The following is a 21,163-nucleotide window of genomic DNA, read 5'->3' on the forward strand; positions in this document are numbered from 1 at the left end:
CGGGGTCGCCGCCAGCACGGCCGGCCCGATTCCCGAGGACCCCACCCGGGGAGTGCGCAGCGCGAGCCTGTGGGTCCGCAGCGACGGAGCCCAGCTGGCCGAGCTGGTCGCCAAGGTGGACGCCGGCAAGCTCCGGCTCCACGTCGCCGCCCACCGCCCGTTGGCCGAGCTGGCCGCCGTGCATGCGGACGCCGGCGCGGGGCTACTGCCCGGCAAGACGGTCGTGGTCGTTCCCTGATCACCTCCGACCGCACCTGACCGGACCGCCCGCCGTTCGCTCTTCCGCCGGTGAGCGGCCCAGAAGCTCGACGGCGGCGGCACCGGCGGGGCCCTGCACTGGGGCCTCGCCGGTGCCGCTGAAAAGCGTCACGCTGCCGGCGCTTCGGACACGACCTTCCGCCGGCCGAGCGACTCGCCGAGCTGGACGACGAGTACGACACCCTCGACCACGGCGACAGAACACCGGCTCAGGACGACGCCGATGTCACAGCCGAAGCCCGTCGGCTCGCACGGCATCCTCGTGTTCCCACCGAACCCACGGACGCACCGGCCTGAGACAGGGCGGTGGCCCATGGGGTCTCGGAACTCCGTGCACCGCTACCGCTCCTGGGCTCGGTGACATCGACCGGAAGGACGAGAAGAGCACGCGCGAGCGAGCCCCGGAGGTGCAGACGACGCGGCGGGCCGCCGCCAGGAGCGGGGCGCCCCTCACTGGTGTGGCCGCGCTTCTGCAGCGCGCGGGGAACGCGGCGGCGTCCCACTGGGTGCAGCGCCGGACGGGCACCTTGGACGGGCACTACGCCGCGAGGCCCACGGAGCACCCCGAGTGGGGGCAGTACCACCTCAGGCTCTTCCACGACGAGAGCAACACCAAAGCCGCCCCCGCACACAAGAGCATGCAGCAACTGCTCGCCGCCAACGGCCACAAGGACGGCGTCCGAAACGACAGCCCGCCGTCCTTCGCCCGCAGCGACGGCCGGACCCGGCCGAGGCCCGGCCCGGACGCGAACCGACGGGCGCGAACCCACCGCTCCCTTCGGTTCCGGCCGGCTCAGGGCAGGAGATCCGCCACGAGCGCGGCGACCTGCTCCACCTCGACGAGGAAGCCGTCGTGGCCGCAGGGGGACTCGATGACCCGGAGGCCGTCGGCCGTGGGGATGCCCGCCGCCAGCTCCGCCTGCTGGGAAAGGGGGTAGAGACGGTCGGAATCGACTCCGGCCACCAGGGTCCTGGCCGTCACCCGGCCCAGCGCGGCGCGCACACCGCCCCGGCCACGGCCGATGTCGTGGCTGTTCATCGCCTCGCACAGCACGACATAGCTGCCCGCGTCGAACCGGCGCACCAGCTTGGCGGCGTGATGGTCGAGGTAGGACCCGACCCGGTACCGGCCGCCCGACCGCGGATCCTCCTCGGCCTGGGCGGAGCGGCCGAAGCGGGCCTGGAGTTCCGGCTCGCTGCGGTAGGTGACGTGGGCGACCCGCCGGGCGAGACCCAGTCCCGCGTGCGGCCCGTGCGCCGTGGCGTGGTAGTGGCCTTCGCGCCAGTGCGGGTCGGAGCGGATGGCACGCAGCTGGATGCCGGCCCACGCGATCTGCTCGGCGCTCGCGGCTGCCGTCGTGGCGAGCAGCAGCAGCGCGCCCGTCCGTTCCGGGTGCGCCACGGCCCACTCCAGCGCCCGCATGCCGCCCATCGAGCCGCCCACCACCAGGGCCCAGCGGTCGATGCCCAGCGCGTCCGCCAGGCCGGCCTCGGCGGCGACCTGGTCACGCTGTGTCAGGTACGGGAAGTCGCCGCCCCAGTGCCGTCCGTCGGGGCGGCGTGAGGCCGGGCCCGTGCTGCCCTGGCAGCCGCCGAGGACATTCGGGGCGACGACGAACCAGCGGTCCGTGTCGAGTGCCCGTCCGGGTCCGACCAGCCCGTCCCACCAGCCGGGGGTCGGGTGCCCGGGCCCGGCGGGGCCGGTCACGTGACTGTCACCGGTGAGGGCGTGCAGGACCAGCACGGCGTTGGAACGGTCCGGTGCGAGCCGTCCCCAGGTCTCGAACGCCAGACGCGGGGCGGGCAGCTGGCCGCCGCCCTCCAAGCCCAGCGGCGTCCGGCTCTCGTACCACTGGCGACGCCCTGGCGGGTCCCCCTCCCGCCAGGCCCCGGAGGCCGGCGGGAGGGGGACCTGCGACGGCGACAGTACGGTGTTCAGGACGCCCCCTTCGCCGCCCGGAACCCGGCCTCCAGGTCGGCCTTCAGGTCGGCGAGGTTCTCGATGCCCACCGAGAGCCGCACCAGGCCGGGCGAGGCACCGGTGGCCTCCAGCTGCCGTTCGTCCAGCTGGCTGTGGGTGGTGGACGCCGGGTGGATGATGAGACTGCGGACGTCACCGATGTTGGCGAGGTGGCTGAACAGTTCGACTGCGTCCACGAAGCGCTTGCCGGCCTCGACGCCGTCACGCAGTTCGAAGGCCAGAACGGCGCCCCCGCCGCGCGGCAGATAGCGCCGACCGGCTTCGTACCAGCGGTTGGACGGCAGCCCCGGGTAGTGGACGGCGGCGACCTCGTCACGCTGCTCCAGCCATTCCGCCAGGGCCTGGGCGTTCGCGGAGTGCCGCTCGATGCGCAGGCTGAGCGTCTCCACCCCCTGGAGGAGCAGGAACGCGGAGTGCGGCGAGAGGGCGGGGCCGAGGTCGCGCAGCAACTGGACCCGCAGCTTGACGGCGAAGGCACCGGGGCCCAGCGCGGTCCAGTACCGCAGTCCGTGGTAGCTGGGGTCGGGCTCGGTGAAGCCGGGGAAACGCTCGGCGTGGGCGCCGAAGTCGAAGGTCCCGCCGTCGACGACGACGCCGCCGATCGTGGTCCCGTGCCCGCCGAGGAACTTGGTGGCCGAGTGGACGACGATGTCGGCGCCGTGCTCGAGGGGACGCAGCAGATACGGCGTGGGCACGGTGTTGTCCACGATCAGCGGCACGCCGGCTCCGTGCGCGGCGTCCGCCACGGCCCGGATGTCGAGCACGTTGCCGCGCGGGTTGCCCAGCGACTCGGCGAACAGGGCCTTGGTGCCGGGCCGGATCGCCGCCCGCCAGGCCTCGACGTCGTCCGGGTCGTCGACGAAGGACACCTCGATGCCGAACCTGGGGAGCGTGTGGCGGAACAGGTTGTACGTGCCCCCGTACAGGGAGGCGCTGGAGACGATGTGGTCACCGGAGCCGGCCAGGGTGAGGATCGCCAGGGTCTGCGCCGCCTGCCCGGACGCCAGGGCCACCGCCGCGACGCCGCCTTCCAGCGCGGCGATGCGCTGCTCGAGTACGTCCTGGGTGGGGTTGTGGATGCGGGTGTAGATGTTGCCGGGCTCGGCGAGCGAGAACAGGTCGGCGGCGTGCTGCGTGTCGCGGAACACGAACGACGACGTCTGGTAGATCGGCGTGGCCCGGGCGCCGGTCGCCGGGTCCGGAGCGGCACCCGCGTGGATCTGCTTGGTCTCGAAGGACCAGGCCGAGGTGTCGGGCCCGGTGGGCTCCTCGTCGGGCGTGTGACCGGCGGTGACGGAGTCGATCGGCTGGCTCATGGTGCTGCTCCCTTGCACGGAGGGCGGAGTACGTGACGCGCGGGTGCGCACCGCGAAAGGCTTCGCGGCGCGCTGCCGGCGCGGGGGGAAGGACCGCGTGACCGAGCGCCGGGCCCGTACGGGAGGGGCAGAGGTCGGCGCGGCACGGAGGAGAGGCGGGGCGAAGGCCCGGGCGAGGTGTCAGCTCCGGGCGGTACAGCCCGTGGTGGTGACACGCACGTAGTCGACGTGGCGGCGGGTCACGAGCACGGTCATGAGGTCAGGGAAGCACACGCCGGCGTCGCGGCACCAGTACGGCGGACGGCGACGCGGATCCTGACACACGACCGCAACACGACCGGCCGCCGTCCGCAGCGGGCCCCCGTCGTAGCGGTAGCCGGAGTCGAGGGTGTCCTCCGTGCTGACGCCGGAACTTCGCCCCCTGGCCTCACCGTGCGCGGGTGTCTCGCGCCGGTGGGCCCGTGGAACCGCTCACGGGCGGACAGGTCACCGTTCTCGTCCTCACGCTCACGGCCATCGCCATGGCCATCGCCTTCACGCTGTAGACCCGGCCGAACCCCTCAACGGCTCGCCCTCTGCGGGTGGTTGAGCACCGACGGGAAGCCGGGACGGCTCGGCGCGGCGGAGTTCGTGGGCTTCGGCGAGAAGCAGGTAGCTGCCGGCCGTCCAGGTGTAGGCGCGGTCGCGCAGCCCCTTGCCGGTGAGGGCGTCGAAGTTCTCCGCGAACCCCGAGGTCTCGCACAGGGCGCGGAAGCGGGCGCTGATGTCGTCGGCGAGGTGGTGGTGCCCCGCACGGCGCAGGCCGTCCTCGACGAGCACGGTGGACGGGGCCCAGACCGGCCCGCGCCAGTAACCGTCGGCGACGTAGTGCGGTGAGGCGGGATGTTCGGTGGCCAGGCCGTGCTCGGTCAGGTGACCCCGAATCCGCTCGGCCAGCGCGGCGCTGATGTCCTCCGGCAGATGCTCGCCCAGCACGACGGGCATCAGGTCGAGGAGACTGGCGCCGGCCCAGCCGTCGCCGCTGTCGACCGAGCGGGCGACGAACCGGCCGTCACTCCACAGCTCCTCGAGCATCGCCGCCTGCACCGTGTCGGCCGTCCTGGCCCACCTGCGGGCGTCGTCGGGCAGTGACAGCTCCCGCGCCATACCGGCGAGTTCGCGCAGTTGCAGAACGAGGAAGGCGGCCAGATCGGCGGTGACGATGACGCGTTCGGGGTCGAAGGTGGTGGCGTTGTCCCAGCCGCTGTCGTTGCCGTGCTGGTAGTGGGGCAGAGTGGCGCCCGGTGCGCGCCGTGCGGTGAGCCAGAACTCCGTCCAGCAGCCGAGTCTGTCGTACGCCTCGGTCAGTCGTGCTGCCCCGAGGGGGTGCGGGAGTCGTCGGCGCAGGTGGCCGAAGGCCCAGCCGTGGACGGGCGGTTTGACGAAGTTGTGCAGGACTTCCGAGTGCGTGACCGAGTCCGGCAGGGCCCCGCTGTCGTCCTGGTGGTCGAAGGGCAGGGAGAACTGGTCCCAGGCCAGATCCGGATGTCCCGGGGCGAGGGCGAGGGCGTTGAAGCAGTGGTCCCAGCTCCATACCTTGTCCATCCAGTGTTTGGACATCAGCACGGCCGGCCGGGTCACGAAGCCCTTGGGGCGGACGGTCGCGGACCACAGGACGTAGGCGGCGAGTTCGGCGGCAGGGGTGGCGGGCGACCGCCACGGCGCCACGGCGTCCGTGAAGGCCGTGAAGGCGTCGCGCGTGGCACGGACGATCTGGTCGAAGGTCGCCTGGGAACGGTAGGGGCGGCGCGCGGTTTCGTACTCCTCGACCGCGATCTCCCAGCTTCCGTCGCGGTCGGCGCCGATGGTGACGTGGCGATCGGTGCTGCCCAGGACCTGGTTCCCGGCTGTTTCCGCCACGGCTCCCGACAGGAGGGTGATCCGGTAGCGCCGCCCGGTCTCGTAGGAGGTGAAGACGTACGCCTCGGCGTGCGGCTCCCGGTAGAAGTAGGTGCCGCTGAACGGGGTCAGAGCCTGCGCCGCCGCGGAGACGCGCATGCTCAGACCGCTGCCCCGCAGCCGGACGGTGTCGGGCGACTCGTAGGCGAGGTCGACCCGCCCTGCCCGGCCGACCCAGCTGAGCAGGTCGGGTGTCGCCTCGACGCGGGTCTCGGCACGGCCGGTCCGCCCGGCGCTCAGGGGCGTGAGGCGCAGGACGGCGTGCATGCCGGTCTGGTGGGAGACGAGGTGGAGGTCCTCGGCGTACGTCTTCTCCGCCACCACGGGCGAGATGTCGAACCAGGATCCGTAGGTGCTGAAGGGGATGTCGTGGAGGGAGAAGGCCGGGCCGGATCGGGCGGCGGTCATGAAGGGTGACTCGTTTCTCGAGCAGGAGGTGACGGCCGTCCGATGCCCGGACGGCGTGCCATCACGACGTGGAGCGGGTGGAGGTCAGTCCTTGACAGCGCCCGCGGTGACGCCGGCGGCGACGTACCGCTGGGCGAGCACGAGGATGACGGCGGCCGGCACCGAGGCGAGGACTGCGGTGGCCATGATGGCGTTCCACTCCTGGTTGTTGTTGCCGATGTAGTGGTAGATGCCGAGGGTGATCGGTTGGTGGGCGCCGCCGCTCGCGAGCGTGCCGGCGAAGACGAAGTCGGACCAGGACCACAGGAACGTGAACAGGGACACCGTGACCACGGCGTTGCGGCTCATCGGCAGGATGACGGACCGGAAGGTGCGCAGGGCTCCTGCTCCGTCCATCGTGGCGGCCTGGATCAGTTCGCGGGGGATGCCGGACATGAAGGCGGTGAAGATGAGCACCGCGAAGGGCACGGCCAGCGTGGAGTCCGCGACGATCAGGCCGGGCACCGACTGGAGCAGGCCGAGGCTGAGGTAGATGGCGTAGAAGCCCATCGCCATGATGATGCCGGGGATCATCTGGGCGGCCAGCAGGACGAAGGACAGAATGCCGCCGCCGCGCGGCCGCAGCTTGGCCAGCGCGTAGCCGGCGGGCGCGGCGAGGGCCACGGTGAGCACGACGGTGGCCAGGCCGATGACGAGGCTGGTGGCGAGGTAGGGCAGTTGCTCGTCGAGGACCCGGCGGTAGCCGTCCAGCGTGCCGTGCGCGGGGAAGAGGTCCGGGGGGCTCTTGCGCATGTCCTGGTCGCGGGTGAAGGACACGTTGAGCATCCAGTACACCGGGAAGAGCATGACGGCGGTGAGCGCGGTCCCCGTCACCGTCTTCCACCAGTGGCTCCGGCTGCGGCGCGGTCGGGACAGGGAGGCGGTGGTCATGAGGCGTGCTGCTTTCGCTGGACCTTCAGGTAGATCAGGCCGAACACCAGGGCGGCGACGACGAGGAGGTTCCCGACGGCCGCACCCGGCCCGAAGGCGGGCAGGGCGTTGCCGAAGCCGAGCTGGTAGGACCAGGTGGCGAAGGTGGTCGACGAGTCCACGGGGCCGCCCTTGGTCATGATCCAGATGATGTCGAAGACCTTCAGGGTGTAGACGAGGCCGAGGAGGAGCGTGATCGCGGACACCGGGCGCAGCAGGGGGAACGTGATGCGCCAGAACCGCTGCCAGGCGTTGGCCCCGTCGAGCGCGGCGGCCTCGTACAGCGACGCCGGGATGGACTGCAGGCCGCTGTGGAGGACGACCAGGTTGAACGGCACGCCGATCCAGATGTTGGCGAGGATCACGGAGGTGAGTGACCACGACGGGGAGGTCAGCCAGTTCACCGGGTCGACGCCGACCACGCGCAGGGCCGCGTTGACGACGCCGGAGTCGCTGTTGAGCATCCACGCCCAGGTGGACGCCGACACGATGAGCGGCAGCAGCCAGGGTACGAGGAACAGGGCGCGCAGCGTCGCCGACAGCCGGAAGTGCTGGTTGAAGAAGACGGCGAGGGCCAGCCCGATCGCGTACTGGAAGGCCAGGCACACGACGGTGAACACGGCGGTGTGCAGCAGGGCCGGCGCGAAGGTCGGGTCGTCGAATACGGTGAGGTAGTTCTCCAGGCCCGTGAAGGGGGCGTCGCCCTGGACGAAGGAGCGGACGGTGTAGTGGCGCAGGCTCAGGTCGATGTTGCGGTACAGCGGGTAGGCGTAGAACAGGACGAGGTAGAGCGTCACCGGGGCGAGGAAGCCCCAGGCGGCCCACTGCTGAGAGGTCGGACGACGCCGTGTTCGGGCGGGGGCCGGGGGTGGGGCGGCGCCGGCCGTCCCCTTCCTGACGCGCGCGGACCGGCGGTCCGGCAACTGGGTCGTGTGAGTCATCTGCGGACCGGGTCCCTGGGCTACTTGACGGCGGACTGGGCCTTGGCCAGCGCGTCCTCGGGCGACTGCGCGCCGCTGAGGGCGGACTGGACCGCCTTCCACAACTGTTCCGAGATCCTCGGGTACTTGGTGCCGAGGTCGTCACTGGTGCGTCCCTTGGCTGCCTTCACCGCGTCGACCCAGGGCTTCAGCTCGGCGTGCGCGGCCAGCTGTCTGTCCCGCACTTCGCCGGTCGGTGCCACGTAGGACAGGGTGGTGTCGGTGGCGTGGAGGTTCTCGGTGCTGGTCAGGCAGGAGACCAGCTTCTGCGAGGTGGCGTAGCGGCCGGTGTCGCCCTGGGCCGGGATGGTGACGAACTCGCCGCCGGTCGGTGCCGGCGCGCTCCCCCCGCCGGAAGCGGGGATGGGAAGGACGCCGTAGTCGAAGCCCGCCTTCTCGGCGTTGGTGAGCTGCCAGGTGCCGTTCTCCGCGAAGGCGTAGTCGCCGCTGGCGAACTCCTGCCAGCTGGTCGTCTGGGTGTTGTTGAGGACCGAGTTGGGGGCGTAGCCCTTCTTCGTCCAGTCCTGCCACAGGGAGAGTGCGGCGGCCGCCTCGTCGGAGTCGAGGTCGGTCAGCTTCGCGCCCGCGCCCCAGAACCACGGCAGGAACTGGAAGCTGCCCTCCTCCGTGCCGATGGCCGAGAAGGTGATGCCCTTCTTGCCGGTCTTCCTGACCTTGTCGAGGGCTGCCGTCAGGGACGTCCAGTCCGTGACCGAGGAGATGTCGACCCCGGCCTTCTTCAGCACGTCCTTGTTGTAGTACAGGGCGAGGGTGTTGGCGCCGATCGGTGTTCCGTACGTCTTTCCGCCGGACTGCCCGGCCGCGAGCAGATTGGCGTCCACCGCGGAGGTGTCGAGCTTGTTCTCGTCGGTCGTGGTGAGGACGCCTGCCTCGGCCAGCGTGGAGACCGCCGGGTTGTCGACGACGAGTACGTCGGCGGAGTTGTCCTGCTGCGCCGCCAGCAGCGCCTTGCCGGAGAGGTCGCTCGTGTCGAAGGCCGTCCTCTTGATCTTCACGCCGGACTTGGCGCCGCAGGCGTCCAGCAGTTTCGCCCAGGCCGATGCCTTGTCGAACTGCGGGTACGGGTCCCAGACGGTGTACGTTCCGCTGTCCGCGCCGCCGGCGGAGGCGCTGCCCGAACCGGAGGAGCACGCGCTGCCGGTCACGGCGACGAGGGTCGACAGAGCCACCGCCGCGGTGAGACGGTGTCTGGAGGATGTGTGCATCGCGGTTCCTTAGTCTTTGGCACAGGTGTGCGCGGAGGCGATGGAGGCGTGCGGGGGCACGCCGGGACCAGCCGAGGGCGGCACCCCGTGGGTGGGCTGCGCTGCGGGAAGGCTGGGGCGGGCGGAAGTGCAGGGGTGAGGTGCGGCGAGAAGACTGGGGCGGGGCGGGAGGCCGGTGGGACGGGGACTGTGCGGGGAGGCGGGGTCCGCCGGGGCCTAGGCCGTGGCCGTTGCGCCGGCCGGGCCGGTGCTGGCCCGCAGGGAGATCGGTGGTGCGAGGAGGTGGTGCCGGGGTGCGGCGCCCTGGTGGTCGAGGCGTTCCATGAGGAGTTCGACGGCGCGCCGGCCCATCTCCGCCGCCGGTACGTCCGCCGCGGTGAGCTGCGGCGTCACCGTCTCCGCCCACCGGCCGGCCACCACGCCGGTGACCGAGAAGTCGCGCGGCACATGACGGCCCGCCTGAGCGAGCGCCCGGTAGAGGCCGCCCAGAGCCGCCTCGTTCAGGGTGACCAGGGCCGTGGTGGCCGGGTCGTCGTGGAGGATCTGCTCCACGCACGCCTGACCCGACGCGGCGTCGTCCCCGCAGCAGTACGTCCGCACGGTCAGCCCGCGCTCCGCGGCGGCCTTGGTGAACCCGTCGAGTCCCCGATGGGCGGATTCGTATCCGGCCCGCAGCAGTTGCTCCGGCCGGTTCACGAAGGCGACCTTGCGGTGGCCGAGGTCCGCGAGATGGTGGACGCACGCCGCCGCCAGCGCGGTGTGGTCCAGGCCGACCCACCATCCGTCCTCCGGACGCCCGGTGCGGCCGATGGCGACCCAGGGGAAGTCCAGCGCGGTCAGGTGGTCGACCCGGTCGTCCTCCAGTCTGATCTCCATCAGGATGGCGCCGTCCACGCGCCGCTCCCCCAGCAGACGTTGGAACGAGCGGTCGCTGTCCGCCCCACTCGGTGACAGCAGGACGTCGTGATCGTGCGCCGCGGCGGCTTCCACGACGCTGCCGATGAAGTCCAGCTGCATACCTGTGTAGTGGTTCCCGGCCGGCGGGAAGACCAGACCGATCGTGCTGGTCCGGCCGTTGGCGAGGGCACGGGCGCTCGCGTTGGGCCGGTACCCCAGCTCGTCGATGACCTGCTGGATCTTCCGGCGGGTGTCGTCCGAGACGGGGCGCTTCCCACTGAGCGCGTAGGACACGGTGCTGCGTGAGACACCGGCGCGGCTGGCGATTTCACCGATGTTCACGGCGGCTCCTCGGTCGGATCAACGGGCGGCTGCGAGGGGGTGGTGCGGGCAAACGGTCAGATGACGCTGAGGCTGCGGAAGAGGTGGCGACCGGCGGTCGAGGTGGTCGAACCGGTTCGCTACGGCGACGGTAGAAAGGACCCCAGCCGCTGTCAACACTCTGCGCCGACTTTCCCGCGATGGCCCGGACACCCCGCTGTTACCGGACCCAACTCCCTCTGCCCTGAGTATTGCTGGCCGGTTTCGCCGGTGCTAGCTTCCCTCGAACCGGTTCGACAGAGGCGGTCGTTCCTGGCGGCGGTCGTTCCTGGCGGTCGTACCTGGTGGCCGTTCCCCTCCGCGCCGGCCGGCCGCGCAACGTTGTTCCGGCGACGCCTTCCCGTGCGGCGCCCTCGCAGACCCACGTCGAGCACCGGTGAAGCCTCTCCACATCCACCGCACCGACTCCTGGAGACCTCAGTGAGACGATCAAGAACGACGGCAGCGGGTGCCGCGGCGGTGGCCGTCGCGGCCACCCTGCTCGCCGGCCCTTCGGCCGGGACGGCCGGGGCGGCGGAGCCCGAACGGCTCGTCATCGACCTCGCCACCGACACGGGCGCCTTCCACGGCGGCGCGTCCGGCTCCCTGTACGGCGTCTACGGGGACGGCGTGCCGAGCCGCAACCTCATCGAGGGCATGCGGCTGCGCACCGTGTCCACCAAGGCCCAGGACGGTCCGCAGCACCCGGGAGCGGACGCTCTGGAGATGTTGCCGCCGTTCGTGGACTCGGGTGGCGAGGACGTCTACATCTACATGACCGACATCTACCGCGGCTTCCCCTACCAGTGGCCGGGCGCCGACGGTCCCGCCCGGCTCGCGGACTTCAAGGAGAAGATCGCGAAGCAGGTCCGCCAGGTCATGACCATGGGCGACTACAAGGACCACGTCGTCTACGTCCCCTTCAACGAACCCGAAGGGAACATGTTCGGCACCGGCGCCTGGAGCTACGACAACGTCTCCTGGCTGGACGACCCGCAGGAGTACTTCTCGGCCTGGAAGGAGGTGCACCACCTGATCAGGAGCCTGGACCCGGCCGCGCGGATCGCGGGCCCCAACACCTCCCTCCTCTTCGACCAGGTCAAGGGCTTCCTCAGGTACGCCAAGGACAACGGCGTGGTGCCGGACGTGATGACCTGGCACGAGCTGTCCTCGCCCGCGGCGATCCGCACGAGTGTGGCCAGGTACCGCGGGTGGGAGAAGGAGATCGGGATCGGCCCGCTGCCGGTCAACGTCAACGAGTACGGCCACAACTACCACCTCTCGGTGCCCGGCCAGGTCGTCCAGTGGGTCTCCGCCATCGAGGAGTCGAAGATCGACGCCGACCTGGCGTACTGGAACATCGACGGCAACCTCAACGACTCCGCCGTGGAGGCCAACAAGGGCAACGGCCAGTGGTGGCTGTTCAACGCCTACGGCCAGATGTCCGGGCACACGGTGCGGGTGACCGCGCCCCATCCCAACGTGCAGTACACGCTCCAGGGCGTGGCCACCCTGGACGAGAGCAAGAAGCAGTCCAGGGCCCTCTTCGGCGGCAAGAGCGGTGACGCGGACGTCGTCTTCCGCAACGTCGACCCCGGGCTGTTCGGGAAGACCGTGCACGCCACGGTGCAGGAGATCCCCTGGACCGGACAGGTCGGCGACTCGGCACAACCGCTGCGACTGACCGACCGGAAGGTCGAGGTCGGCGCGGACGGCACGGTGACCCTGCCGATGCGGGGCATGAACGAGATGTCCGCGTACCAGGTCATCCTCTCCCCCGGCGGCGGCGGTGGTGTGCAGGCCTCGCCCTCGGTCGGCTGGCGCGGGACGTACGAGGCCGAGGACGCGACGTACACCGGCTCGGGCTACTCCAGGAACGGACCGGAGGGCACGCCCTCCGACGTCGGCAAGTTCGCCACGTCCGGCGCCTACAACGTGGGCGGCCTGCGCACCGGCTCCGACGGCGTCCTCGCCTTCGACGTCGACGTCCCGCAGGACGGCACGTACGACCTGAGCGTCTTCGCCAACTCCTACAACCTGTACGGCCTGGTGAAGGAGCGGGGACCGACCAACGTCTTCCTGCGTGTCGACGGCGAGGACCCGCAGGAGCTGCGGCTGCCCCTGGGCTACAAGTGGGTGGTGTGGGGCCACACCGACACGACGGTGAGACTGAGCGCCGGCAGGCACCGGATCACGCTCGCCGCGAAGGATCCCGATCTCGGCGTCACCAGGGGCGACGCGATCATCGACAGGATGGACCTCCGCCTGCGCGACGCGCACGTCACGCAACCGGCCCTCTACGAGGCCGAGTACGCCACGCTCCACGGAACCCGGCCCGCCTACACCCGTGCCGGCGCCTCCGGTCCCGGCACGGTTCCGCTGACCGGCGGTGCCTCCGCGACCTTCTGGGTCCACTCCCCCGCCGACGGTGAGTCCACCGTCTCCGTCGACCACCTGGGCGGCGGCCGGGCGAGCCTGGCCCTCAACGGCGAGAAACTCCAACTGCCGCTGGCCGGAGGCGACAAGAAGGGCACGGACAGGGTGCGGCTGTTCCTCTCCGGCGGCGTCAACAAGATCACCGTGACCGGCGAGTCGGGCGCGCTGGTCCTCGACCGGCTGCGGGTGGCACCGTCGCGGGGGACTCTCGTGCCCAGCGTCTACCCTGCCGAGAAGGGCTCGCTCTCGGGAGCCGTGAAGGCGACCGACACCTACCGCTTCGCCAACGGCGGCAAGGCCGTCACGGACATCGGCGCCGGCACGGCGAACGCCCTCACCCTCGACGTGGTGGCCGCCCAGTCAGGCCGGCACGCGCTGACCATCCGCTACTCGAACGGCGAACAGGCACCCGCCACCCACTACAACCCCGACCCGGTCGCCCGCCACGCCGACGTCTCCGTCAACGGAGGACCGGCCCACCGCGTCCTGTTCCCGACCACCTTCCACTTCAACGACTTCCGTGAGCTGACCGTGCCGGTCACCCTCAGGACGGGCACCAACCGGCTGACCTTCACGGCGGAGGAACTGCCGGACTTCGACGGCGACACCTACAACCAGTACGACCAGCGGTCTCCGTACGCCCCGGTGATCGACCAGGTCGCCGTCACGCCTCTGTCCGCGAGGTAGGCCCCCTCCCGGCGACGGCCGAGGCGAGGCGCCGACTCCCACGGCGCCTCGCCCCAGCTTTGGCCGTTGAAGAACCGGGCCGTTCCGACGCAGCCTCCCCGCGGGGCCCGGGCCCGCCGGCCCCGGGCCCGATTCACCCGCACCCAGAGGCTCCTCTCCACCCCCGACATCACCGTCGCCCGGACTCACGGCTGGGCCCCGGCCGTTCAGAGCCACCACCTTCCGCGCGCCCTGGTCACCGGCTTCGAGAACCGTGGACCGAGGGTCGGTGCCACCCGCGGCTGATCCTTTGCAGCGGATCAGCGGTCCTACAGCGGTTCGGCGGTCTTGCGGGGGTCGTCGGCTGTGATCAGATCGATGAACCGCCGGGCCTGTTCCCCTGCCGGGTCGTGCCGGGTGACCGGCAGGTCGAAGGTGAAGTCGGGGCCGTCCAACGGTGCCTCCCGACGACGGCTGAAGTACACCTCCACCCCTTCGGGCACCTCACGCCGGAGCTCCACCCGGTCCACGACGCAATCCCACCGTTCGAACCACCCGCTGTCCGCGAACTCCCGGGTCACCAGCCGGGCGACGGTGTCCACGGGCTCCTCCCATCTGGTGTCCGCAACGGCACGTGCCAGTTCGGCGTCGTACTGGGCCGCGTCGAAGTGAACGTCCGCGGGCACGGGTACCCGGATGTCGTTCGTGTTCCGCCAGGACGACCACACCACCCGGTCACCCTGGCGCTGGACGGTGACGAAGACGCCTCCGCAGCAGCCGGTGCAGCAGTCGTTGTTGGACAGCTCGATCTCGCGAGGCTCCTCCAGCGCCGCCAGTGGCCACTCATCGGCCGGCCCGGCCCACTCGCGGCGTGAGCAGCTGGACACCCCTCCGGGGTGGATCTCTTCGAGCACGTCCCGACCGTCGATCAGCGGGCGCACCTCCGCCCATTGCTCTATTGCGAGAGGATGCGGTATCGCATGCTTCAGGGCCAGCGTGCTGAGAGGTGTGGGGCGGTTCATGCCTTCAATGATCAGCGACGACGGCCTGTGCGGTAGCCGTCAGCCCGTGGCTGTCGGCGGATGGCTGACGGCTCGTTGCAGGCGGAGTTGGCCGATCTCCGCGGCGTTCTTCATCAGTTCGGCGTTCACCCAGGCAACCATGTGGGCGACGGTGTGCCGGGGGCCGTTCTGCCACGGGAACGGGGCGGTCGAGTCCAGGTCGGCGTCGGTGAGCCGGTCCAGTGCCCTGCCCCAGTCCGCGCGTAGACCGTAGAGCCACTCGACGGCCGGCTTGCCCGCGCCCGGCCAGGTGATGTCGCTTCGCTCCCGAGGCGTTCTGCCGTGCGCGTGGTCGATGGCCACGCTCCACCACCAGCCGATGTGCCAGCTCAGCCAGCCGATGGTCGGTACCGGAACGGGGTCGGGTTCACTCTCGGCCCAGTCCGGCACCCATGTGCCGTCGTCGGCCCGACGTACCGTCCAGCAGTGTGCGGCGGGTTCCCACAGGAAGTCGTCGGGTTCCAGCTTTTCCAGGTGGTACTCGAACAGCGACCAGGTCAGGTCGAACTGCCAGCGCAGCAGGCCGAGCGCGTACCGCGGGGCGTGTTCTTTCCGGGAGGCAGTCACTGGCCGACTCTCGCACACCGCCGGTGCCGTGGGGAATCGGGTATCCGGCAGCATCATCCTGCTGCCCAGGGGGCATCCCCTCCAGGAACAGGTGCACGCGAGGCACCACCCCACCCCCGGTGTGGCCGGCGGGACCGAAGGCCGGCTCATGGCGCAGCGGGCGGAGGTCGACTGTGTTCGCGTGATCGGTCAGTTCCACCGCCGCAGTGTGTCACCCTCCGGGTCTGCCTGTGCGAGAGGCGAGAGGGTACCGACCAGCGGGGCGGGTGGGACGGCTCCCTCCCACGGCGAGCGTTCGAGGCAGGTGGGGGACCCTGGTGAACGGGGGCCGTAACCGCCCAGCGTTCCGTGGCCGGCCGTCGGCGCCGCCCTGTTTTCGCTCACGCCGCAACCCGCTTGGTCGCCGCAGCGTCCAACTCCACGACGAACGAACGCCGATCACCCGGGAGAGTACGTGAAGAAGGGCCAGACGACGGACGCGGCGAGGGAGAGGGACCGCGAGAAGTGGATGGCGCGTTTCCAGGTGCGGCTGGCCATGCAGCCGGGCGTGGACCGGGAAGTCGTGCTCCGGGCGGTCAAAGACGTCACGGCCCACTGCGCGGATACGGGAGAGCATCCGCAGACTGCCTTCGGTGACCCGGACGCCCACGCCGTGCAGGCCGCCGCGCGGCTGGTACCGGCGGACCGGGCGGCGCGCGAGAGGCGGCACAACGCCGTGGTGGACAAGCTCCGCTCCGTCGTCAAGAGGGCCGAGGACGTCACAGGTCTGTGACCGGTCGAAGGGGCTTCCCTCAAGGTCCGGCACACGGGTTCCGACACGGGGCGAGGTCCGCCGGCAGGCGGTCGGCTCACTCCTTGCCTGATCTCCCTCCTCGCCCGGGAGGACGCGGCACGACACGCTCGGGGCGGCCCGGCGTCGTCGTTCACGGGACGGCGGTTCCCCGTGCCGGGGCACGATGGTGGTGACGATGATGCGAGGCGGGTGGGGGATGCGGTCGGTGGGCCGGTTCGGTGCGGGCCTCGCGGGGAGCGTGCTGGCAGCGGTCGCCGGTGTGTCCGGCTGCCAGAAGCCGGATGTCGTCCGTACCGGGGCGGAAGGCTCGGGCATCGCAATCCGGTACGAGGCGCCCACGGACACCGACCGGGACGACGCGGCGTTCCTGCGAAGGCGGAAGGTGGTGGAGGAGGCCGCGTCGGCGATTTCCGCCCTGGTCGAGGTGGACCGGCGGGTATCCGTCGGCGTGGTCTCGTGTGGCGGCGAAGGGTCCTCCTACGATCCCGAGCTCACGCACGTGGAGGTCTGCTACGACGAAGTCTCCGAAACGCGGGAGCTCTTCCGGCGGGCCGGGCCCGGTCGGGCGGACGACGACGTGGCAGCCGTCATGCTGGAAACGCTGTACCACGAGATGGCGCACGCCCTCGTGGACGTCCTCGAACTGCGCGTGCGCGGCCGGGAAGAGGATGTCGCCGACCAGTTCGCCGCCCTGATGCTGCTGCGCGAGGGCGCCTCCGGTGAACAGCGGTTGCTCGCCGCCGCCGACGCCTGGCACCTGTCCGAGGTCGCGAACGAGGATGCCGACGACGGGCCCGACGAGCACTCCTCGGACGGTCGGCGTGCGGTCAACCACCGCTGCTACGTCTACGGCGCCGCCTCCGGCCGCCACCGGGGCCTGGTGGGCGCGGACGCCCTGCCCGCCGAGCGGGCGAAAGGGTGCGCGAAGGAGTGGAACGCCGTACGCACCTGGTGGACGACAGCGCTCGCACCTCACCTGCGGGCGGGCTGACCCCCCGTACGGACCGACGCTCAGCGACCGGCGGTCATCGCTGGGGGGTACGCGGACGACGCCCGGTGGCCCGGCCGTTCCCGGCCCGGCGAGGCGGGCGCCGGACCGGGAACGGCCGACGCCGCCGCCGGAAGGCCCGTGTCCTGCCGCAGGCGTCGAAGATCCTGGTTGTTCGGACGCGGGGTCGGGGGCTCCTCCAGTGGCACGGCCGTCGTTGTGTCTACGGCACCAGGACGACCTTGCCGACCACGGTGCCGGATTCCGCCAGTCGTACCGCTTCCCCGACCTCGGTGAGCGGGACGCGCGCGGCGACCTGGGGGGCGAGTGCGCCGTCGGCGAGCAGGGAGAGGACCTGGCCCAGGTCGGCGTGCAGCTTGCCGCGGAAGGTGCCGAGCCTGCGCCGGCCGGCCCAGATGTTGTAGAAGTGGGCGCCCTTGCCGCCCGGCAGTGCGTTCCAGAGCATCAGGCGGGCGAACAGTTTGAGGACCGGGGCCCTCGAGGAGCCCGGGACATCGCGGGTGGAGGCGGTGCCGTAGGCGACGAGAGTGCCCTGGGCGGCGAGCAGGCGGTAGGAGGCGACGATGCCCTCGCCGCCGACGTGGTCGAACACGGCGTCGTAGCCCTGCGGAGCGCGTGCGCGCAACTGGTCGTGCATGTCGTGGGCCCGGTAGTCGACAGGGGTGGCGCCCAGTGCCCGGACGGCGTCGTGGTGGTTGCTCGAGGCGGTGCCGACGACCTGGGCGCCGGCGATGCGGGCGAGCTGTACGAGGGTGGAGCCGACGCCGCCGTTCGCGCCGTGCACGAGGACGGTGTGTCCGGGGCGGATCTTCGCAAGGCGGTGGAGCATCTGCCAGGCGGTGATGCCGTTGACCACGAAGGTCTCCGCGTCGGCGGAGTCGACGGACTCGGGTACCTCGGTCAGGTCGCCGGCCTCGACCGTGACGTGGCTGGCCCAGGCCCCGGTCTTGGTCAGGACCGCGAAGCGGCGCCCCAGCAGGTCGCCGGGGACGCCCTCTCCCACGTCGACGGCGCGTCCGACGAGGTCGTAGCCGGGGACGAAGGAGAAGGGCGGCTGGTCGTAGTACTTGCCGCGGCGCATCTGCTGCTCGGCGAAGGAGACACCTGCGGCCTCCATCGCCAGCCCCACCTGACCGGGGCCGGCCGGGCGGGCGGGCCGCGTGCGGACCTGGATGCCGTCCGGGTCGACGATGCCGGGCAGCACCGCTTCGGTGACGGTGGACGGTACGTGCGCGGGGACGTCCGCCGGCCTGGACCGGGAGGCGTCGGTGGGGCGGCCTTCGGCGTCGTACATGGGCTTGCTCCTTCTGGGATGTGATGACCGGTGACTGAGGGCGGACGAGTGGTGGGGCTGCCCGGGCACCCGGCGCGGGCGGGCGCCGAGGGCTCGAACACGGGTCAGAGGGCGGAGTCGGGGATCCAGGAGCCGTGGATCATCGCCGGCACCCGTCGGGGGAGGTGGATGGTGGCGACCGGGGGCATGGCGAGGTCGGAGGCGTCGAGGACGAGCATCTTCGACGCGTCGGCGTTCAGGTCGCTCACGAGGGTCAGTAGGTATCCTTCGTCCTCGCCGGTGGTGCCTTCCGCCTGGACGAAGACCGCCTCGCTGGGGAGTTGGCCGGTACCGAAGGGCAGGAGCTGACGGGCGCCGGTCATGCGGTCGTACTTCACCAGGGTGTGGACGCCGATCCCCAGGTCGTCGGGGAACGACAGCGCGTACTGGAAGCGGTGCTCGCTGCCGGTGAAGGTGTCGTTGATCGTGGGAAACTCCACGATCAGGTCGTCGGTCTGCTGCTCGTGGACGGTTCCGGCGGCCAGGTCGACGGTCCAGCGGCGGCTGCGGGATCCGGAGACCGGCTCGGCGCCCCGGTCATCGGCGCCGACCCACCAGTTCCAGGAGCGCTGCCAGCCCTCGCGGCCCACCGTGGGGCCTTCGACGACGATGTGCCCGCGGGCGTCCTCGTAGGCGTTGGCGAAGTGCATGCCGTATCCCTGGCCGATCTCGAACCAGCGGATCCGCCGGGCGCCGCCCGCTCCGCGCGGCATGACGCCGATCCGTGAGGCCTGCGCGTCGCTCCAGCCGTACGGGATCCCGGAGTGTTCGGCGGGGTCGAAGGTGACCGAGCCCTCCAGGAAGACGACGTGGTGCTCGGTGATCGCGAAGTCGTGCTTCAGCGCGGCGCTCGCGCCGGGTACTTCCTGGCTGTACAGCACGTGGCCGTCGGCGGATGCGACGTGGTGGATCAGGTACGGCGGGAAGGGCGAGGAGGCGAAGAAGTGCAGCTCGCCGCTGACCGGGTCCTCCTTGGGGTGGGCGGTCATGGCGGAGGTGAGCTTGCCGCCGAAGTCGTAGGCGCCCACCGTCTCCAGGTCGGCCGTCAGCTCGAAGGGCAGCGCCGCCTCCGACAGGGCCAGGAGCCGTCCGCCGTGTTCGATGACGTGCGTGCCGGCCGTGCTGGCCGTCAGGTCGGGGCCCTGGTCGGTCATGTAGGGGGCGCCGCCCAGGGCGGGGGTGTGGACCCAGCGGTTGCGGTACCACTCGGCGCGGCCGTCGCGCAGCCGGATGCCGTGGACCATGCCGCTGCCCTTGAACCAGTGGGTGGGGGTGATACCGGGCTTGGGGTTGTGGCTGTTGCGGATCAGACGGCCGGTCAGTTCTGGCGGCAGGGTGCCCTCCACGGTGAGCTCGGTCGCCGTCATCTCGTCGGCCACGGGGGCGTAGTGACCGGTCAGGTAGGGCTTGCTGGCCATGATGAACCTCGGTTTCGAGTGGAGGATGTGCCGGACAGCAGGAATGTGTGGTTAACCACTCACTTTTCGGTGCGAAAAAACGGGCGGCCGCCGGGTACGCCGACGCGGGGCCGCCCGTCCGTGGCGTGTCAGTAGTGCGTGATCCCGGCGGTCAGGGTGCGGGTCCAGGGCGCGGAGATCGCCTCGGCGTCGATGGAGACCAGCAGGTGGCACAGCATGCCGGTGGCGAAGAACTGCTGCACCTGCTCCTCGCTGCCCCCCGACGCGCCGCGGACGTACTCGACGCTGCGCGCATACCCCGCCCGTACCGCCTCCCTGATCGCCGGTTCCGAGACCGCGGCAGCCTGGGCGTGCAACTGCACCAGCATGAGGTCGTTGTCGCTGATCAGGCGGGCGTAGGCGTCACCCATCGAATCGAGGACCGCTTCGGGGGCGCTGCTCTCGGCGTTCGCCGCACCCCCTTCGAGAGCGGCGCGGACCCGGACGAAGCAGTGCTCCACCACCGCGGTGAACAGAGCCTCCTTGTTCGGGAAGAGGCGGTAGACGTAGGCCTGCGAGATCCCGGCGGCCTTGGCCACCTCGGTGGTGGTGGTCCCGAAGTACCCGCGAGCCGCGAACGCCCCGATGGCCGTGCGCAGTACCGTCTCCCGACGCTCTTCGGCTGTGGACAGTTGGCGGCGCTCCGTCTTCATGTGAGTACTCAACCACTCACTCTTTTGAGGTGTCAAGTGCGGGAGCCCGGCCAGGACCGCAGTCCAGGGGCGTAGCGATTGACGCCACTTGATGAGAGTGGTTGACTACTCACACGCCGTCGGGAAGCCGTTCGGCCGCACTCCTCCTGCTTTTGCGCCCTTCATGCGCCCACTCCCCCTGCGACGCGAGGTCCACCGCGACCCGCACCACCCTCAGATAGTGAGTGAGTAACCACTCTTTCCACTCTTCCCACTCTCATGACGCCTCGCCGTCATCGGCTCACCTGCCGGGAGGAACACTCGTGCTCAGCTTCACCACCGCACTCCTTGCCGCACTGCCCCTGGCCCTCGGGAGCGGCGGCCCCGCGCCGGCCGGGATCGACGAGAAGGCCCCGGTGATCAGCCGGGACGACATCGTCATCGACGCGCCGCTGGACCGTGTCTGGCGCATCCAGACGAACGTGGAGAACTGGCCCGCCCGGCAGCCGGGGGTCAGCTCTTCGGTCAAGCGGACCCCGGGGCCGCTGCGCCCGGGTTCCTCGTGGGTGTGGTCCGCCGAGGGCCTGGAGGACATCACGTCAACGCTCAAACAGGCGCAACCGGGACGCCCCATCGTCTGGGGAGGACCGGCCCAGGGCATCACCGCCGTGCACATGTGGACCTTCACCCAGGCCAAGGACGGCGTACACGTCCACACCGAGGAGTCCTGGACCGGCGACCCCGTCACCGCCGACACCGCCTACCTCCAGAGGGCACTGGACGCCTCGCTGGACGACTGGCTGCACAACCTCAAACAGCGGGCCGAGCAGCGACACCCCGAACCCAAGGGCGACACCTGCCCCTGACCGGCGGGCG

18 protein-coding genes are annotated in these 21,163 nt (G+C 71.0%); 5 read left to right on the plus strand and 13 right to left on the minus strand.

The window, feature by feature from the left end:
- The coding region (locus RM812_RS02080; protein ID WP_311570631.1) for a zinc-binding dehydrogenase at positions 1-238 on the plus strand (238 nt) is incomplete at its 5' end.
- A gap of 128 nt (positions 239-366) precedes the next feature.
- On the opposite strand, the gene RM812_RS02085 is transcribed toward RM812_RS02080, so the two are convergent.
- The 8 genes from RM812_RS02085 to RM812_RS02120 form a co-directional block, all read right to left on the minus strand.
- Entirely contained in the window at positions 367-516 is a 150-nt protein-coding gene (locus RM812_RS02085) for a hypothetical protein (RefSeq protein ID WP_311570632.1), read from the minus strand.
- Between the two features lie 535 nt (positions 517-1,051).
- Positions 1,052-2,197 (minus strand): homoserine O-acetyltransferase MetX, encoded by a 1,146-nt coding sequence (metX, locus tag RM812_RS02090; protein ID WP_311570931.1) that lies wholly within the window; start codon positions 2,195-2,197, stop codon positions 1,052-1,054.
- Positions 2,194-3,555: a bifunctional o-acetylhomoserine/o-acetylserine sulfhydrylase gene (locus RM812_RS02095; protein WP_311570633.1), complete on the minus strand. Its 1,362-nt coding sequence runs from the start codon at positions 3,553-3,555 to the stop codon at positions 2,194-2,196. Before RM812_RS02095 ends, metX begins: the two co-directional genes overlap by 4 nt.
- Positions 3,556-4,089: 534 nt before the next feature.
- On the minus strand, positions 4,090-5,901 hold the full coding sequence (locus RM812_RS02100) for an amylo-alpha-1,6-glucosidase (protein ID WP_311570634.1): 1,812 nt from the start codon (positions 5,899-5,901) through the stop codon (positions 4,090-4,092).
- A gap of 84 nt (positions 5,902-5,985) precedes the next feature.
- Positions 5,986-6,831, minus strand: a complete 846-nt coding sequence (locus RM812_RS02105; RefSeq protein WP_311570635.1) for a carbohydrate ABC transporter permease — start codon at positions 6,829-6,831, stop codon at positions 5,986-5,988.
- Positions 6,828-7,811, minus strand: coding sequence for a carbohydrate ABC transporter permease (locus RM812_RS02110; protein ID WP_311570636.1), 984 nt, complete (start codon positions 7,809-7,811; stop codon positions 6,828-6,830). The genes RM812_RS02105 and RM812_RS02110 overlap by 4 nt, the downstream gene beginning before the upstream one ends.
- A 20-nt stretch (positions 7,812-7,831) precedes the next feature.
- Positions 7,832-9,076, minus strand: coding sequence for a sugar ABC transporter substrate-binding protein (locus tag RM812_RS02115; protein ID WP_311570637.1), 1,245 nt, complete (start codon positions 9,074-9,076; stop codon positions 7,832-7,834).
- Positions 9,077-9,292: 216 nt separating this feature from the next.
- Positions 9,293-10,315, minus strand: a complete 1,023-nt coding sequence (locus RM812_RS02120) for a LacI family DNA-binding transcriptional regulator (RefSeq protein WP_311570638.1) — start codon at positions 10,313-10,315, stop codon at positions 9,293-9,295.
- 459 nt (positions 10,316-10,774) lie between these two features.
- On the opposite strand from RM812_RS02120, the gene RM812_RS02125 reads away from it, so the two are divergent.
- Positions 10,775-13,456 (plus strand): cellulosome protein, encoded by a 2,682-nt coding sequence (locus RM812_RS02125; protein WP_311570639.1) that lies wholly within the window; start codon positions 10,775-10,777, stop codon positions 13,454-13,456.
- Positions 13,457-13,764: 308 nt separating this feature from the next.
- Here the strand turns inward: RM812_RS02125 and RM812_RS02130 are convergent, their stop codons facing one another.
- Both RM812_RS02130 and RM812_RS02135 read right to left on the minus strand, forming a co-directional pair.
- On the minus strand, positions 13,765-14,457 hold the full coding sequence (locus RM812_RS02130; RefSeq protein WP_311570640.1) for a hypothetical protein: 693 nt from the start codon (positions 14,455-14,457) through the stop codon (positions 13,765-13,767).
- Positions 14,458-14,496: 39 nt separating this feature from the next.
- A complete protein-coding gene (locus RM812_RS02135; protein WP_311570641.1) occupies positions 14,497-15,063 on the minus strand; it encodes a DinB family protein in 567 nt (188 codons plus the stop codon).
- Positions 15,064-15,571: 508 nt separating this feature from the next.
- On the opposite strand from RM812_RS02135, the gene RM812_RS02140 reads away from it, so the two are divergent.
- Positions 15,572-15,835, plus strand: a complete 264-nt coding sequence (locus RM812_RS02140; RefSeq protein ID WP_311570932.1) for a hypothetical protein — start codon at positions 15,572-15,574, stop codon at positions 15,833-15,835.
- A gap of 196 nt (positions 15,836-16,031) precedes the next feature.
- A complete protein-coding gene (locus tag RM812_RS02145) occupies positions 16,032-16,847 on the plus strand; it encodes a DUF4344 domain-containing metallopeptidase (protein WP_311570642.1) in 816 nt (271 codons plus the stop codon).
- Positions 16,848-17,067: 220 nt separating this feature from the next.
- Here the strand turns inward: RM812_RS02145 and RM812_RS02150 are convergent, their stop codons facing one another.
- The 3 genes from RM812_RS02150 to RM812_RS02160 all read right to left on the minus strand — a co-directional run bounded on the left by RM812_RS02150 (position 17,068) and on the right by RM812_RS02160 (position 20,308).
- A complete protein-coding gene (locus tag RM812_RS02150) occupies positions 17,068-18,159 on the minus strand; it encodes a medium chain dehydrogenase/reductase family protein (RefSeq protein ID WP_311570643.1) in 1,092 nt (363 codons plus the stop codon).
- Between the two features lie 104 nt (positions 18,160-18,263).
- Positions 18,264-19,616 carry a carotenoid oxygenase family protein gene (locus RM812_RS02155; protein WP_311570644.1) on the minus strand — a complete coding sequence of 451 codons (1,353 nt, stop codon included), beginning with the start codon at positions 19,614-19,616 and terminating at the stop codon, positions 18,264-18,266.
- Between the two features lie 128 nt (positions 19,617-19,744).
- The gene (locus RM812_RS02160) at positions 19,745-20,308 is read right to left on the minus strand and encodes a TetR/AcrR family transcriptional regulator (RefSeq protein WP_311570645.1); all 564 of its coding nucleotides are present in this window, start codon (positions 20,306-20,308) and stop codon (positions 19,745-19,747) included.
- 302 nt (positions 20,309-20,610) lie between these two features.
- Here RM812_RS02160 and RM812_RS02165 point away from each other — a divergent pair, with 302 nt between their 5' ends.
- Complete coding sequence (locus tag RM812_RS02165) at positions 20,611-21,153, plus strand: SRPBCC family protein (protein WP_311570646.1); 543 nt, start codon at positions 20,611-20,613, stop codon at positions 21,151-21,153.
- Positions 21,154-21,163 lie beyond the last annotated feature (10 nt).

Source organism: Streptomyces lancefieldiae (genome assembly GCF_031845825.1).
In the GTDB taxonomy this organism is placed as follows: Bacteria; Actinomycetota; Actinomycetes; order Streptomycetales; family Streptomycetaceae; genus Streptomyces; species Streptomyces lancefieldiae.